Consider the following 13,721-nt stretch of genomic DNA (forward strand, 5'->3'; position numbering starts at 1 on the left):
CAGGGGCGGAATAGTCCTGTCGCAATCGTATCGATCCGGGCATGAGCGAATCTCCTTCCCCGCTATCGAATCAGCAACCCGCCAGTTTGGGAATCCCCCGAGAGTCACACGCCAAAGCCGTTGGTATCAGTCAGCGCGGATGATCTGGTCGAGGAATTTACGCAGGCGCGGATCGCGAGGAGCATCGAAGAATTCGTCAGGTTCGGCGCTTTCCCTGATTTGGCCCTGATCCATGAAGATTACCCGGTCGGCCACCTCGCGCGCAAAATTCATTTCATGCGTCACGCACACCATGGTCATGCCGGCATCGGCCAGCTCGACCATTGTTGCCAGAACCTCGTTGATCATCTCCGGGTCGAGGGCTGAGGTGGGCTCGTCGAACAGCATGATTTCGGGGTCCATGCACAAGGCGCGGGCGATGGCGGCGCGCTGTTGTTGTCCCCCGGAGAGTTGGCCGGGATATTTCCGCGCCTGATCGGCGATGCGCACGGTATCGAGGAAATGCATGGCACGCTCTTCGGATTCGCGCCGGGCGCGGCCGAGCACCCAGATCGGTGCAACGGTGCAGTTTTCCAAAACGGACAGATGCGGGAACAGGTTGAATTGCTGGAAGACCATTCCCACCTTCCGGCGGATCTGGCGCATGCGCTGCGGATCATCGGTCAAGTCCATGCCGGCGACGGTGATGCGGCCCTGCTGATGGGTCTCCAGGCGATTGATGCAGCGAATCATGGTCGATTTGCCGGAGCCGGAGGGGCCGCAAACCACCACTTTTTCCCTGCGCCGGACGGTGAGATCGATGTCTTTCAGCGCATGGAACACACCGTACCATTTGTTGACGCCGGCCAGCGTCACAGCGATGTTGGAAGCCGAGTCCCGTCCATTGGTCATGTTATTCTCCCCCAACCGATTGATCCGTCAGTCAACGTATTTGAAGTAATTCACGAAGCGGGTCTTGCCGCCCATGATGTGATCCCGGGCCAGCTTGCCGGCGCGTGCCTCGTCGCCGGTGAAAATGGCTTCGAGCAGCCGCTGGTGCTCTTCCTGCGAATTGAGAGTGACCGCGCGGTTATAAATCATGTTGGCGCGGTAAATGGCGATTTCGCGCACTAGGGAATGATAGATCTCCGATGCCTTGCGGTTGTTGCTCATTTCGAACAGCATGGCGTGGAAACGCAGATTCTCGCGGTGATAGGCGTGGCTGTCCTCCGCGTCGCTCGCTGCCTGCATCGCCGCCATGACTGCCTTGAGTTCCTCGGTCATGCGCGGCGTGAGACGGTTGGTGACGGTGCGGGCGGCATAGGCGAAGAGTTCGGCCCGGATGTCGTAGGACTCCAGTACGTCGCTGAGCCGCAGCTTGCGTACGAAAGCGCCGCGATTGGGTATGATCTCGATCACTCCCAGGCTGGCCAAGGAGCGCAAGGCCTCGCGGATGGTGCCGCGGCTGACGCCGATAGACGCCGCCAGCGTCGCCTCGTTCAGCTTTTCGCCGGCGTCGAAATCGCCCTTGAGGATGGCCTCCTCGATGACCTGGCGGGCATCGATGGCCTTTGTGCCGCTCCCCCGGCTCTCTTTGTCCAATTGTTCCGAATTTTTTGTCATAAAAGCCCCAGTATCGTCCAAGCACTTCTGCTTGACTAGCGCGCCTCGGGTGGCCTGTGCAAGCTGTCACCACCCGAGGGTGCTGGACGGGACGCTCAGTTCACCGGTTCTGAGAGATAATCCAGCGCCGCCTGCACGCCACCTTTGCGATAGGGGACGCCAGCGCGTTCCAGGCCCATTTCCAGACCGGACAGGGTTCCCATCAGCATCAGGTCGTTGAAATCGCCCAGGTGGCCAATGCGAAAGACCCGATCGGCGATCCTGGACAGTCCATTGCCCAGGGTCATGTCGAATTGCTCCTCGACCACGCGGCGGAAAGCGTCGGCGCCATGGCCGTCGGGCATCAGCACCGCGGTCAGCGCGCTGGAGTAATGCTTCGGCTCCTGACAGAGTATCTCCAAGCCCCAGGCCCGCACCGCGCGGCGGGTCGCCTCGGCGTGACGGTCATGGCGGAGGAAGATCTGCTCCAGCCCTTCCTCATGCATCATGTCGATGGCCTCGGCGAGACCGTAGAGCAGGTTGATGGCCGGTGTATAGGGGAAATAGCCGGTTTCGCCAGAGGCAAGAATCTCGGTCCAGTCCCAGAAGGCACGGGGCAGCGTGGCCCTCTTGGCCGCGTCCAGCGCCTTGGCGCTGATGGCGTTGAACGAGAGGCCCGGGGGTAGCATGAGTCCCTTTTGCGAACCGCCCACAGTAACGTCCACGCCCCATTCGTCGTGGCGATAGTCGATCGAGCCCAGCGAGGAAATGGTGTCGACCAGCAACAGGGCAGGATGTCCAATGGCGTCCAAGGCGGCGCGGATGGCAGGGATGGACGAGGTGCAGCCGGTGGAGGTCTCGTTATGAACCACGCAGACCGCCTTGATGGCATGGTCCTTGTCGGCGGCCAAGCGTTCGCCCAGCTGCTCCGCATCAGCGCCCCGGCGCCAGTCGCCAGCGATAAATTCCGGCTCCAGCCCTAGCCGCAGCGCCATGCTGCGCCACAGCGAGGCGAAATGGCCGGTTTCGTACATCAGCACCTTATCGCCAGGTGACAAAGTATTGACCAGGGCCGCCTCCCAAGCGCCCGTGCCCGAGGCGGGGTAGATAGCGACCGCGCGCTCGGTCTTGAAGATGGTGCGGATGCCGGTGAGCACGCGCAGGCCCAATTCGCCGAAGGCGGGGCTGCGGTGATTCATCGTCGGCATATCCATAGCCCGCAAAATACGATCGGGAACGTTGGTTGGCCCCGGAATCTGCAGGAAGTGACGACCTGGCTTGCGCATGGCGAGCTCCTCTAGGAAATCAGTGAAGGGAAAATCCGCTGCCGCTCAGCGGCCGGCCAGTTGACGCCCCTGGGTGAGGCCGGGAAAGCTGGTGACTGGCGCTGACTGCACCCAGCGATAGCCCTTGGCCAGCACGTCTTCGATATTCTTGGTGTCGACATGGGGGTGGCCGCAGACGACGCCGTGGCGATAGCAGGTCTCGCGGATGCGGGTCATGGCCTCGATCACTTTGGGGTGGTCATACTGGCGGGGATAGCCCATGTTCTGCGAGAGATCGCCCTCGCCGATAATGACCAGGCCGATGCCAGGCACCTGCGAGAGGATGTCCTCGAGATTTTCCATGGCCTCGACCTTCTCGCACATCATGCCGACCAGGATTTCCCCCTCGGGATCGATGGGCCAGACATCGGCCTTGCGGTAATATTCAGCCTGGCTGACGCCCCAGTAGCGCGCGGCAATGCGCGGGCCATCACCACGCTGACCGGCCGGCTCGTAATTGGGCGCACCACGGGGGCGGGCATAGCGGCAGGCGGCAACGGCCGCCTTGGCCTGCTCGACCGTGCAGACATGCGGCCAGATGACGCCATAGACGCCCAGATCGAGCACCTGCTTGGCGATCCACTGGCTCATCTCACCGCCATTGACGGGCACGCGGACCATGGGCGTGACGCGCGGAGCCGGGCTGCCGGCCCCGGCAAGTTCGCGCCGGTCGAGCATATATTGGAGGGCATGACGCAGCTTGGTAATGTCGTAAGGATTGTGCTCCATTTCGAAGATGATGCCGTCATAGGGCGCGGCAGCGACGACCTGCGTGTCCAAGATTTCGGGCGCCACGAAAGTGCCGAAGGCCGTTTGGCCGTTTTCAAATGCCCTGATCACACCATTCAGTCTCGTCGCGCTCATCATGCAGTCCTTTCCGCTCGCTGGTTGCGGCAATATAGCCATATTGTCCTAAGATACAACAAGATTAGCAAACAAAATATTTTAAAATGTCCAACTAAAGTGAGGTCTGGTGGTGTTCCTTGCGCCTTTAGACCCCTTGGCGCCATAGGCGCTCGCGGAATGTAGATCAATCGTCCTACAAAATAGGGTTTATGTTAGGATGTTTTTGATTTAGGTTCGAGCTCATCAAGCCAGAGGATGGCCGGGCCGCGATATGGGCGTGGCTGCGAATATGTTGCGGATCGAAAGGGACGAAATCATGCGTATCATACGTTGCGGAATGCTGTTCGATGGGACGGGCGCCGATCCCCAGGCCAGCAGGAGCCTGGTTATCGAGAATGGCCGGATCGCGCGCGTGCTGGACACCGAGGCGGAGCGGCGCGACCCCGCCTATGGCGATGCGGAGATCGTCGATGCGACCGGACAATGGGTGATGCCGGGCCTGATCAACATGCACGACCATCTCGCCTTTCGCGACCTGATCGGGCACCCCTACGAGAATTTGAAGGCGCCGGTGACGCGCCTGTCGCTTAACGCGGTGCGCAACGCCCTGGTCGCCCTGCGGCGCGGCTGGACCACGGTGCGCGACATGGGCTCGTCCTTCGGCGTGGGCCTGCATTACCGCGACCTGATCAATGACGGGCATCTGCCGGGGCCGCGCGTGCTGGCCTGCGGCTCGCCGGTCAGCATCACCGGCGGACACGGCTATGTGCTCAATATCGAGGCGGACGGGCCCTATGACGTGCGCCGTGCCGCGCGCCAGCAATTGCTCGCCGGCGCCGACTTCATCAAGATTGTCGCCAGCCACGACCCGATCGACATCGACCACCCGGAAAAGACGCGGCCGGAAATGGAGATCGACGAGATGCAGGCGGCCTTCGACCAGGCCCGTGCCCATGGCAAGCGCACCGCCTGTCACGTCATGGGCACGACGGCGGTGACCCGCGTGCTCGATGCGGGGGTGGACGTCATCTCCCACGGCTTCTATCTCAATGACGAACATGCCGCCCGCATGGTGGAGCAGAATGTCTATTTCGACCCGACGCTCAGCTCTTATGGCCGGCAGACCTTTAACCCCAGGCTGCAGCGCGGCGAGGCATGGGGGCAGCGGCACCTGGCTTTGGTGGCGCCGATGGAGGCCAGCTTCCGCGCTGCGGTGAAGGCGGGCGTAAAGATCGTCACCGGCACCGATTCGGCCGGACGCTATGCCGAGGATGTGGAAATGATGCGGCTGTTCGGCCTCTCCGCCAAGGACAGCCTGCTGGCTTGCACCCGCAATGCCGCCGGGGCGCTGGGCCTGGCCCGCGACATCGGCACGCTCGAAGCCGGCAAGATCGCTGATATTGTGATCCTCGCCGCCGACCCGCTGGAGGACCCCTATAATCTGGAGCGGGTGGACCGGGTGGTGCAGGCCGGCCGGGTCATGCGGCCGAGCGAGATCACCCTGGAAGCGGTGGTCTAGCCATGGCGGGAGATTTGCCTTCACGCGAGACGGTGGCGGCGCTGGCGGTGGCCAACGACATGCTGCTGCCCGAGCCTTATTCTGGGGAACTGGAGGAAGCCTATGGGCATGTGAACGCCATGCTGACGCGGTTCCGTCGCTGCCAGACCGCGTCCGGAGAGATGGAGCAGGTTTTCGTGCCCATGCCGGTCGTGAAGGAGGTCGACCCATGACCGCGATCCTCACTATTGCCCAGGCCGCCGAACTGATCGAAAAACGCGACGTATCGCCGGTCGAACTGACCGAGGCCGCGATCGCCCGCATCGAGAAATATGACGGGGTGCTGCACAGCTTCGTCACGCCCACGCTGGAGCGGGCGCGGCGCGAGGCGGCGGCGGCCACCGCTGAAATCGCGGCAGGGTATTATCGCGGGCCGCTGCACGGCATCCCCTATGGGCTCAAGGACGTGTTCGACACCGCCGGCCTGTTGACAGCAGCGCAATCGCGCACGCTGGGCGGTAATGTGCCCGCCACCGACAGCCACGCCCAGGAGCGGCTGCAGGCGGCGGGTGCAGTGCTGATGGGCAAGAACGCTACTTGGGAACACGCCCATGGCGGGCCCTCCTGGGACGTGCTGTTTCCGCCCGCGTGCAACCCCTGGAATCCCGAGCATAGCCCGGCCGGCTCTTCCTCCGGCTCGGCGGCGGCGGTGGCGGCGGGGCTGTGCATGCTGGCTATGGGCACCGATACCGGTGGCTCCATCCGAGGGCCGGCAGCCGCCTGCGGCATTGCCGGCATCAAGCCGAGCTTCGGCCGGGTCAGCCGGCGCGGCGCCATGCCCAATTCGCCCAGCCAGGACCATGTGGGGCCGCTGGCCTGGTGCGTGGAGGATCTGGCCATCGCCCTCAACGTCTTGGCCGGCCACGATCCGCTCGATCCGGCGTCGTCGCGTATGCCGGTGCCCGATTACCGGGCCGGGCTGGATGGGTCCATCAAGGGTCTGCGCATCGGCGTGCCCTATGCCTGGTTCACCGAGGAAAGCCCGGTCAATGACGAGACCCTGGCCGCCTTCGAGGAATCGCTGAAGGTGCTGCGGGCGCTGGGCGCCGGCATCGAGACGGTGCGCCTGCCGCCGCTGGTCGATTTCGAGGATACCAAGAAAATCCTGGCGCTATGCGAATTGTTCTCGCTGCATGGTAGCGGGCTGCGGGAGCATCCCGAACTCTATGGCGCAAACTTCCGCGGCCGGGTGCTGGCCGGCGGCCTGGTGCCGGCGGAGGACTATCTGCGCGCGCAACGGGTCCGCACCACGTTGGCGGCAGCGGTGCAGACGGTGCTGACCGAGGTGGATCTGTTGGCTCTGCCCACCGCCGAGCCGGCGGGCAAGCTGACGCCGGTGCCGGCCAGTTCGCTGTTCACCAAGCTGGCCTTTAACGCGGCCTTCAGCGTATCGGGCAATCCGGCGCTGGCGCTGTGCAACGGCTTCGCGGTCAATGGCCTGCCCTTCTCGCTGCAATTGGTGGGAAGGCTGTTCGACGAGGCGACCATATTGCGCGTGGGACATGGCTATGAGCGCGCCACGCCCTGGCGCGGGCAGCGACCGACCGCAGGGCTATAAAGAGAAGGCGGTTCTTGCTGAAGATGGTAGATCGGTTGAAGAGGCCATGCGCTGGCATGGCGTCGGGAAAAGCCCCCTCACCCGAGGCAGATGTGACAAAAGACGGCGTCAGCGGGCGAGGTCGGCGCGCAGGGGGCTATGGACCTCGATGGCGTGGCTGTCGACCAGGGCGCGGGTGGAATGCACCACGCCGGTGGGGTGATGCCAGCAGGTGCCGGGCTCGATGATATAGGTTTCTCCCCCAATGACCATTTCCAGCCGGCCGCTGACCAGATAACCGATACTTTCGTTTTCCGGATGCAGATGGTTGGGGTGGAAGAAGCCGGCCTTCATCTTGGTTTCGACCAGTTGCACCTTCTCGCCCGAGCGCAGCAGTTTGAAGTCGACTTCGCCCTGGGTCTGCACCCCGCCAATTTCGCGGCCACCGGTTTCGATCGCGGCGACATCCTGCGAGCGTGTGATATGCATGGCTAACTCCCTGATCCTGTCACGATGACGCCGCTTCCAGACGCATGGCCTGGCGCAGCTTGAAGAAATCCTCGGTGTCGAGATTATGCAGCAGGCGCCCCGCCTCCAGATACCAGATGCGGTCGGCGACGCGGCGGGCGAAACCCATTTCATGGGTGACACAGATGATGGTCATGCCCTCATCGGCCAGTTGCTCTATGGCCGCCAGCACTTCGGAGACCAGTTCGGGATCGAGCGCGGAGGTCGGCTCGTCGAACAGCATCACCGCAGGGCGCATGCTGACGGCGCGGGCGATGGCCACCCGCTGCTGCTGCCCGCCCGACAATTGCGCCGGCATGGAATCGGCCTTGTCGGCGAGGCCGAGCCCCGCCAGCCGTTCCATGGCAATCTGCCGGGCCTCGGCCGGGCCGAGCTTGCGGACACGGCGCAGCCCGATCATCACATTGTCCAGCGCGCTCATATGCGGAAACAGGCCGAAAGACTGGAAGACGAAACCGATGCCGCTGCGCAGTTCGTTGATATTGCGGACGGTGTGGATGTCGCGCCCGTCGACGCGGAGATGGCCGCCATCGATGGATTCAAGCCGGTTGACGGTGCGGATCAGCGTCGACTTGCCCGAGCCCGAAGGGCCGCACACCACCACGACCTGCCCTTTGGAGACGCTTCCGGTTATGGATTTGAGAATATGGCGATCGCCGAAATATTTCTCGACGGCTTCGAACTCGATCATCTCCGGCTCCTAACTGGCGCGCACGCCGGCGGCGTTCTGGGCGTGGCCGAGGCGCTTTTCCAGCAGGCTGGCCAGACCGGTAAGCGAGGTGCAGACCACGAAGAAGACGATGGCCAGGATGCCGAACACCTCCATCGGCTTGGTCAGCAGGATACTGTTGATCTGGGCCGTGGCGAAGGTGACCTCGGTTGCGTTAATGATATAGCCGAGCGAGGTGTCCTTCACTGCAGAGCTGAGCTGGGAGATCAGGCTGGGCGTCATGTTGAAGATGGCCTGGGGCAGGATGATCTTCACATTGATCTGCCAGGGTGCCATGCCCAGCGACTCGGCGGCTTCGCTCTGCCCCTTGGGCAATGCGAGAATGCCGGCCTTGACGATCTGGGAGATATAGGCGCTTTCAAAAATCACCAGGGCGATGATCAGCGTGGTGGTGCCCTGGATCGAAATGCCGGTAATGACCGGTACCACGAAATAGATCCAAAAAATGAACATCAGCAGCGGCACGCCGCGCACGAAGGTGATGAGCGCCCCGGTGACGAGGCTCAGCCAGCGGCGTGGGCTGAGCTCGGCCAAGGCCAGCAGCACCCCCAGGGGTACCGCCAGGGCAATGCTGACCACGGCGATGATCATGGTCATGGCCAGGCCGCCCAGCGGCCCGTTAGGATAGCTGCCGATCAGCAGATCGAGCCAATAGGTTTGGATGATCTCGATCATGAGCGGGTACCAGCGGCGGCGCGCGCCGTAAGCTGACGGCCCATCGTCACGATGATCAGGGAAATCGTCAGATAGAGCATGGTGGCGATGAAAAAGGACTCGAAGGTGAGCAGCGTGCTGGTGTTGAGGTCAGACGCCACATGGGTGATCTCGGCCACGCCGATGACCGAGGCTAGACTGGTTCCCTTGAAGAACAGCAGGAGCTGATTGGTGAGGGCAGGTGTGGCGACGCGCACGGCCTGGGGCAGGATGATGAAGACGAAACTCTGCAGGAAGCTCATGCCAATGGCACGGCTGGCCTCGAACTGAACCTTGGGCAGTGAACGGAAGCCGCTGCGCAGATCCTCTGACACATAGGCGCCGAAGGCCATGCTGAGCGCGGTGGCGCCGAGGATGAATTCGGGATAGGTGCCATTGACGAGCTTTTGCAGCGGCGGTGGGAAGACCTGCGGAATCGCGAAATACCAGAACAGAATCTGTACCAGCAGTGGCACGTTGCGATGATAGAGCACGAACAGCGCCACTAGCCATTGCAGGGGCTTCACCGGCAGCGAGCGCAGCGCCGCCAATATGACGCCGATCAAGCCCCCGAACACGATGAAGGCGGCGGTAAGCTCAAGCGTAGTCAGCAGTCCAAGAAGGAATTTGGCGATATTATCGCCTGATAGAATGATGTCCATGCTGCCGTTCCCGCCGCCTCGCCCGTTTACTCGATTTCCTGAACGACGAAAGTGCGTTCGAGGTTGTAATTGGAGTCGGGCCCGAGCCACTTGGCGAAAATCTCGTCGAACTGGCCGGATCTGTCCATAGCGACCAGCGCCGCATTTACCGCTTCGAGTAGCCGGGGCTCGTCCTTGCGCACGGCGGCGCCAAACGGCGACGACATGGTGGCTTCGGGCAGGATGCGCAGCGGGCGTGTATCCTGGCTGGTGCGGACGTAGTCGGCGAGGATGAACTGGCTGGCCGCGAAGGCATCAGCGCGGTTCTGCATGAAGGCGAGGAAGGCCGTGGGGTTGTCCTGCAGGGTGATGACCTCCACGCCCTCGATGGAGGCGCGGGCGGCATTGGCCGAGGTGGTTCCATCGGCGGCAGCGACCTTGTGCCCGGACAGATCGGCGATCGACCGGAATTCGGAATCCTCGGCCACGACAATCTTTTCCACCGCGTCGAGATAGGAATAGCTGTAGTCTACCTGGGCGGCGCGTTCGGCGGTGTAGATGAAGCCGGCAGTGAGGATATCGACCCGGCCCTGGGTGAGCTCGGGAATGCGGGCAGCGGTTGACATCACCTTGAGATCGGCGGATACGCCGAGCTGCGCGGCGATACCGCGGCACACATCGACGTCGTAGCCCACCACTTCGCGCGTGCCGGTCTCCAGCATGCCTTGCGGCGGATTGGTGCTCATCACGCCACAGATAAGGACGCCGCGCTCCTTGATTGCATCAAGCTTGTCGGCATGCGCCGCGACGGAGAACGTCGCCAAGGCGCCGGTGGCGACAAGCGCCGCCAGCGAGAGCCGGGCAAAGCGGGCCATGCCGTTCGATTTCGTATGTGTCATAAAATCCTCCCATTCCATGAGTGCAAAAGCAGGTGAACCCTAAAGGTACACCTCGCTTAACGTCAATAATCTACATCAAATAAAAGAATGATACAAACATCTTTGTCGGACAAAAATGTCAATTTGTATGGAAAGATTGCCTGCGGCCTGGCTGGGCTGCCTGTTTTCGGTGATCGGTCTCTTCATAAAGAGGCGCCCCGACGGGCCGTAAATTGGCAGAAAGTTGGAATGCATGGTCCACAGCTAGGGCATCTTGCATGAACTGTGAATCGTAGGATGTCCTTGAGGAGCGATTTGTGATTGTGGGAAGGTCGCAGGCCCGAGTGCATCATGATCGACGCGATAGAGCGCGTCAGGCCGGTTGCGTGGACTGCAAGGCATATGGACGCAGTTTTCGCTATTGGGTTGCCCGGCGGAACTTTCCCGTTAATGTGCCGCAATAATCAAGACGCCCAACCCGTGCGGACCCTCACGTCCTCCGCAAGAGAGATCAATGAACGCGCAACTGCCCACCGGACATTCCGCCGTTCCGTCACGCAAGACCGGAATCCTTCTTTTAAATCTCGGTACGCCCGATGCGACAGATTACTGGAGCGTGCGGCGCTATCTCGAGGAATTTCTTTCCGACCCGCGCGTCATCGAGACGCCCAGGCTCATCTGGTGGCCCCTGCTCAACGGCGTCATCCTCTCGGTCCGCCCGCAAAAGGCTGGGGCCAATTACGCCAAGATCTGGGATCGCGAGGAAAACGACAGCCCCTTGCGCGTCATCACGCGCCGCCAGGCCGAAAAGCTGCAGGCAGCGTTCGCCGGCCGCGATGACGTGCTCGTCGATTACGGCATGCGCTACGGCAACCCTTCGATAAAGAGCGCCATCGAACGGCTGCACGAGGCGGGGTGTGACCGCATCCTGCTCTTTCCCCTCTACCCGCAATATTCGGCCACCACGACCGGGACGGCCAATGATCAGGCGTTCCGGGCGCTGATGAAAATCCGCTGGCAGCCTGCGGTGCGCACGGTGCCGGCCTATTTCGAGGACCCCGGTTATGTCGAGGTTCTGGCCCGCTCGATCACCGAGGGGTTGGCAAAGCTCGATTTCACGCCCGATCTGGTGATCACCTCCTATCACGGCATGCCCCGGTCCTACATCGAGAGGGGCGACCCCTATTACGACCAGTGCCACGAGACGACACGGCTGGTGGGCGAGCATCTGGGTTGGGAACAGGATCGGCTGATGGTCACCTTCCAGAGCCGGTTCGGCCCCACCGAATGGCTACAGCCCTATACGGACGAAACGCTCGAGAGCCTGCCGGGCAAGGGCATCAAGAAGGTGGCCATCCTCGCCCCGGCCTTTTCGGTCGATTGCATCGAGACGCTCGAAGAAATCGAAATGGAGGGGCGCGATCTGTTCATGGCGGCGGGGGGCGAGAATTACGCCTATATCCCGTGCCTCAACGATACGCCCGATGGCATGAAGATCATCGAGACCATCGCCCGGCGCGAGCTTTCCGGCTGGCTCTAAGAGCGCCTAACAGAACCAGAGACGGCCACGACGCGCGCAATTTGTCCAGCCCGCAAGGCGCCGCGTGCAGCCGATACCGAGGTATCGGCAAGCGCGGGAACGCAGCGGATGGATAAATTCCGCGCGCCGCAGGTGGGGTTTGGACGGCCGGCTGCCGTGTCCAGTCGCTTGGCGATACCCCCGGTATCGCCCGCGCGCCTGTCCTTGCATCCGACGCGTCCAAACCCCATCGTGGCCATCTCTGGTTCTGTTAGGCACTCTTAGCCGGCGGTTTTGCCGATTGTCAGCGGCGCCGGCCCAACCTAAAGTCCGCGCAGGGATCAAAAGCGGTAAAGGACCCCGCGCATGGATGGGCTGAGTATCGTTCTTGTCGCCATCGGCATCCTGGCGGTGCTGGTGCTCTTGGCCGGGATCAAGACCGTGCCGCAAGGGTACAACCACACGGTCGAGCGCTTCGGGCGCTATACGCGGACTCTCAAGCCGGGTCTCAACATCATCGTGCCGTTCATCGACGGGATCGGGCGCAGGCTCAACATGATGGAGCAGGTGCTCGACGTGCCCCATCAGGAGGTCATCACCCGCGACAACGCATCGATCACCGCCAATGGCGTGACCTTTTATCAGGTTCTCGACGCAGAGGCCGCCGCCTATGAGGTGGCCGATCTCGAAAATGCGGTGCTCAATCTCACCATGACCAATATCCGCTCGGTCATGGGCTCGATGGATCTCGACGAGTTGTTGAGTCATCGCGACGAGATCAACGCGCGCATCCTGCGGGTGGTCGATGCCGCGGTAACGCCATGGGGCGTCAAGATCACGCGTATCGAGATCAAGGATATCGATCCGCCCAAGGATCTGGTCGATGCCATGGGCCGGCAGATGAAGGCCGAGCGCGACCGGCGCGCGGTGATCCTTGAGGCCGAGGGCAAGCGGCAGGCGCAGATATTGAAGGCCGAGGGCGAAAAACAGGCACAGGTGCTCGAGGCAGAAGGCCGCCGCGAGGCCGCGTTCCGCGACGCGGAAGCGCGTGAGCGTGCGGCGGAGGCGGAAGCAAAGGCCACCGAAATGGTTTCCCAGGCCATCGCAAAGGGCGATGTGCAGGCCATCAACTATTTTGTCGCCAACAATTACATCAAGGCGCTCGAAACGGTCGCCGCCGCACCCAACCAGAAGGTGCTGATGCTACCGGTCGAGGCGGCAAACGTCATCGGCGCACTGGGCGGGATCGCCGAGATCGCGCGCGAATCGTTCGGCGGCGAGGCGCCCAGGCGATCGAGCGGCGCGCGCCCGCCTTCGACGCGCAGCGAGACCTGAGGGGGCTTTCGGGATCATGGCGGTCATCGAGTTCATTGCCCAGTACGGCGGATGGTCGTGGATCGTTCTCGGGCTGGCGCTTTTGGCGCTCGAGCTGGCGGTCTCGGGGGCATTTCTGGTCTGGCTGGGCGCCGCCGCCATCGTAACGGGGCTGGCGGTCATCGTTTCGGCGATAAGCTGGCCGCTGCAATGGGCCCTGTTCGGGGTGCTCTCGCTGGTTCTGGTCGCCGGCTGGCTGGGTTACCAGCGGCGGCGTTACGGCAAGACCCCGCCCTCGGAAAGTCCCATGCTCAACCGCCGCACGGCACGTTACCTCGAACGCGAGGTGGTGCTGGCCGAGGCCATCAAGAACGGGATGGGGCGGGTCCATATCGAGGACAGTATCTGGCAGGTCACCGGGCCGGACCTGCCGGCGGGAGCCTCGGTGCGCATCGTGGGCGCTAAGGGCCCGGTGCTGGTGGTCGAGCCCGTGGGCCTCGTCTGACCTGTCGTCCCCGTCGCTATCCGGCATAAACCGAAATACCATCCATCCAGATGAATCGTGCTCCAC

General features: G+C 62.6%; 15 protein-coding genes. 6 read left to right on the forward strand and 9 right to left on the reverse strand.

Going from position 1 to position 13,721, the window contains the following annotated elements; genetic code table 11:
• Window positions 1–126: 126 nt before the first annotated feature.
• From DQG18_RS13675 to DQG18_RS13690, 4 genes are all read right to left on the reverse strand, one after another.
• Window positions 127–891, reverse strand: coding sequence for an amino acid ABC transporter ATP-binding protein (locus tag DQG18_RS13675; RefSeq protein WP_116654815.1), 765 nt, complete (start codon window positions 889–891; stop codon window positions 127–129).
• A gap of 27 nt (window positions 892–918) precedes the next feature.
• A complete protein-coding gene (locus tag DQG18_RS13680) occupies window positions 919–1,623 on the reverse strand; it encodes a GntR family transcriptional regulator (RefSeq protein WP_157970170.1) in 705 nt (234 codons plus the stop codon).
• A 74-nt stretch (window positions 1,624–1,697) separates the two neighbouring features.
• Window positions 1,698–2,867, reverse strand: coding sequence for a pyridoxal-phosphate-dependent aminotransferase family protein (locus DQG18_RS13685; protein WP_116654817.1), 1,170 nt, complete (start codon window positions 2,865–2,867; stop codon window positions 1,698–1,700).
• Window positions 2,868–2,912: 45 nt separating this feature from the next.
• A complete protein-coding gene (locus DQG18_RS13690) occupies window positions 2,913–3,770 on the reverse strand; it encodes an HpcH/HpaI aldolase family protein (protein ID WP_116654907.1) in 858 nt (285 codons plus the stop codon).
• A gap of 298 nt (window positions 3,771–4,068) precedes the next feature.
• Between DQG18_RS13690 and DQG18_RS13695 the strand changes: the two genes are divergently transcribed.
• The 3 genes from DQG18_RS13695 to DQG18_RS13705 are packed head-to-tail and all read left to right on the forward strand — an operon-like array spanning window position 4,069 to window position 6,868.
• Window positions 4,069–5,271 carry an amidohydrolase family protein gene (locus DQG18_RS13695; RefSeq protein ID WP_157970171.1) on the forward strand — a complete coding sequence of 401 codons (1,203 nt, stop codon included), beginning with the start codon at window positions 4,069–4,071 and terminating at the stop codon, window positions 5,269–5,271.
• Window positions 5,272–5,273: 2 nt separating this feature from the next.
• Window positions 5,274–5,483: a hypothetical protein gene (locus DQG18_RS13700; protein ID WP_116654819.1), complete on the forward strand. Its 210-nt coding sequence runs from the start codon at window positions 5,274–5,276 to the stop codon at window positions 5,481–5,483.
• Window positions 5,480–6,868, forward strand: a complete 1,389-nt coding sequence (locus DQG18_RS13705; RefSeq protein ID WP_116654820.1) for an amidase — start codon at window positions 5,480–5,482, stop codon at window positions 6,866–6,868. The genes DQG18_RS13700 and DQG18_RS13705 overlap by 4 nt, the downstream gene beginning before the upstream one ends.
• 108 nt (window positions 6,869–6,976) lie before the next feature.
• Here DQG18_RS13705 and DQG18_RS13710 read toward each other — a convergent pair whose 3' ends face one another.
• Genes DQG18_RS13710 through DQG18_RS13730 form a run of 5 tightly spaced genes read right to left on the reverse strand, consistent with a single transcriptional unit; the run spans window position 6,977 to window position 10,338 of the window.
• Window positions 6,977–7,336, reverse strand: a complete 360-nt coding sequence (locus DQG18_RS13710; RefSeq protein WP_157970172.1) for a cupin domain-containing protein — start codon at window positions 7,334–7,336, stop codon at window positions 6,977–6,979.
• Window positions 7,337–7,355: 19 nt separating this feature from the next.
• Window positions 7,356–8,066: an amino acid ABC transporter ATP-binding protein gene (locus DQG18_RS13715; protein WP_116654822.1), complete on the reverse strand. Its 711-nt coding sequence runs from the start codon at window positions 8,064–8,066 to the stop codon at window positions 7,356–7,358.
• Between the two features lie 9 nt (window positions 8,067–8,075).
• Window positions 8,076–8,780, reverse strand: a complete 705-nt coding sequence (locus DQG18_RS13720) for an amino acid ABC transporter permease (protein ID WP_116654823.1) — start codon at window positions 8,778–8,780, stop codon at window positions 8,076–8,078.
• Window positions 8,777–9,460, reverse strand: coding sequence for an amino acid ABC transporter permease (locus tag DQG18_RS13725; protein ID WP_116654824.1), 684 nt, complete (start codon window positions 9,458–9,460; stop codon window positions 8,777–8,779). The genes DQG18_RS13720 and DQG18_RS13725 overlap by 4 nt, the downstream gene beginning before the upstream one ends.
• Before the next feature lie 26 nt (window positions 9,461–9,486).
• A complete protein-coding gene (locus tag DQG18_RS13730; protein ID WP_157970173.1) occupies window positions 9,487–10,338 on the reverse strand; it encodes a transporter substrate-binding domain-containing protein in 852 nt (283 codons plus the stop codon).
• A gap of 493 nt (window positions 10,339–10,831) precedes the next feature.
• Here DQG18_RS13730 and hemH point away from each other — a divergent pair, with 493 nt between their 5' ends.
• The 3 genes from hemH to DQG18_RS13745 all read left to right on the forward strand — a co-directional run bounded on the left by hemH (window position 10,832) and on the right by DQG18_RS13745 (window position 13,655).
• Window positions 10,832–11,857: a ferrochelatase gene (gene hemH, locus DQG18_RS13735; protein ID WP_116654826.1), complete on the forward strand. Its 1,026-nt coding sequence runs from the start codon at window positions 10,832–10,834 to the stop codon at window positions 11,855–11,857.
• 345 nt (window positions 11,858–12,202) lie between these two features.
• Window positions 12,203–13,171, forward strand: a complete 969-nt coding sequence (locus DQG18_RS13740) for an SPFH domain-containing protein (RefSeq protein WP_116654827.1) — start codon at window positions 12,203–12,205, stop codon at window positions 13,169–13,171.
• A gap of 16 nt (window positions 13,172–13,187) precedes the next feature.
• On the forward strand, window positions 13,188–13,655 hold the full coding sequence (locus tag DQG18_RS13745) for an NfeD family protein (protein ID WP_116654828.1): 468 nt from the start codon (window positions 13,188–13,190) through the stop codon (window positions 13,653–13,655).
• Window positions 13,656–13,721 lie beyond the last annotated feature (66 nt).

Origin of the sequence: Pelagibacterium sediminicola (genome assembly GCF_003390885.1) — a bacterium.
Classification (GTDB): Bacteria; Pseudomonadota; Alphaproteobacteria; order Rhizobiales; family Devosiaceae; genus Pelagibacterium; species Pelagibacterium sediminicola.

What these genes read in the sequence shown, in the direction of transcription:
- DQG18_RS13675 (WP_116654815.1), bottom strand. Translation starts at nt 891, where the DNA reads ATGACCAATGGACGGGACTCGGCTTCCAACATCGCTGTGACGCTGGCC.
- hemH (WP_116654826.1), top strand. Translation starts at nt 10,832, where the DNA reads ATGAACGCGCAACTGCCCACCGGACATTCCGCCGTTCCGTCACGCAAG.
- DQG18_RS13740 (WP_116654827.1), top strand. Translation starts at nt 12,203, where the DNA reads ATGGATGGGCTGAGTATCGTTCTTGTCGCCATCGGCATCCTGGCGGTG.
- DQG18_RS13715 (WP_116654822.1), bottom strand. Translation starts at nt 8,066, where the DNA reads ATGATCGAGTTCGAAGCCGTCGAGAAATATTTCGGCGATCGCCATATT.
- DQG18_RS13705 (WP_116654820.1), top strand. Translation starts at nt 5,480, where the DNA reads ATGACCGCGATCCTCACTATTGCCCAGGCCGCCGAACTGATCGAAAAA.
- DQG18_RS13685 (WP_116654817.1), bottom strand. Translation starts at nt 2,867, where the DNA reads ATGCGCAAGCCAGGTCGTCACTTCCTGCAGATTCCGGGGCCAACCAAC.
- DQG18_RS13710 (WP_157970172.1), bottom strand. Translation starts at nt 7,336, where the DNA reads ATGCATATCACACGCTCGCAGGATGTCGCCGCGATCGAAACCGGTGGC.
- DQG18_RS13700 (WP_116654819.1), top strand. Translation starts at nt 5,274, where the DNA reads ATGGCGGGAGATTTGCCTTCACGCGAGACGGTGGCGGCGCTGGCGGTG.
- DQG18_RS13745 (WP_116654828.1), top strand. Translation starts at nt 13,188, where the DNA reads ATGGCGGTCATCGAGTTCATTGCCCAGTACGGCGGATGGTCGTGGATC.
- DQG18_RS13730 (WP_157970173.1), bottom strand. Translation starts at nt 10,338, where the DNA reads ATGACACATACGAAATCGAACGGCATGGCCCGCTTTGCCCGGCTCTCG.
- DQG18_RS13725 (WP_116654824.1), bottom strand. Translation starts at nt 9,460, where the DNA reads ATGGACATCATTCTATCAGGCGATAATATCGCCAAATTCCTTCTTGGA.
- DQG18_RS13720 (WP_116654823.1), bottom strand. Translation starts at nt 8,780, where the DNA reads ATGATCGAGATCATCCAAACCTATTGGCTCGATCTGCTGATCGGCAGC.
- DQG18_RS13695 (WP_157970171.1), top strand. Translation starts at nt 4,069, where the DNA reads ATGCGTATCATACGTTGCGGAATGCTGTTCGATGGGACGGGCGCCGAT.
- DQG18_RS13690 (WP_116654907.1), bottom strand. Translation starts at nt 3,770, where the DNA reads ATGAGCGCGACGAGACTGAATGGTGTGATCAGGGCATTTGAAAACGGC.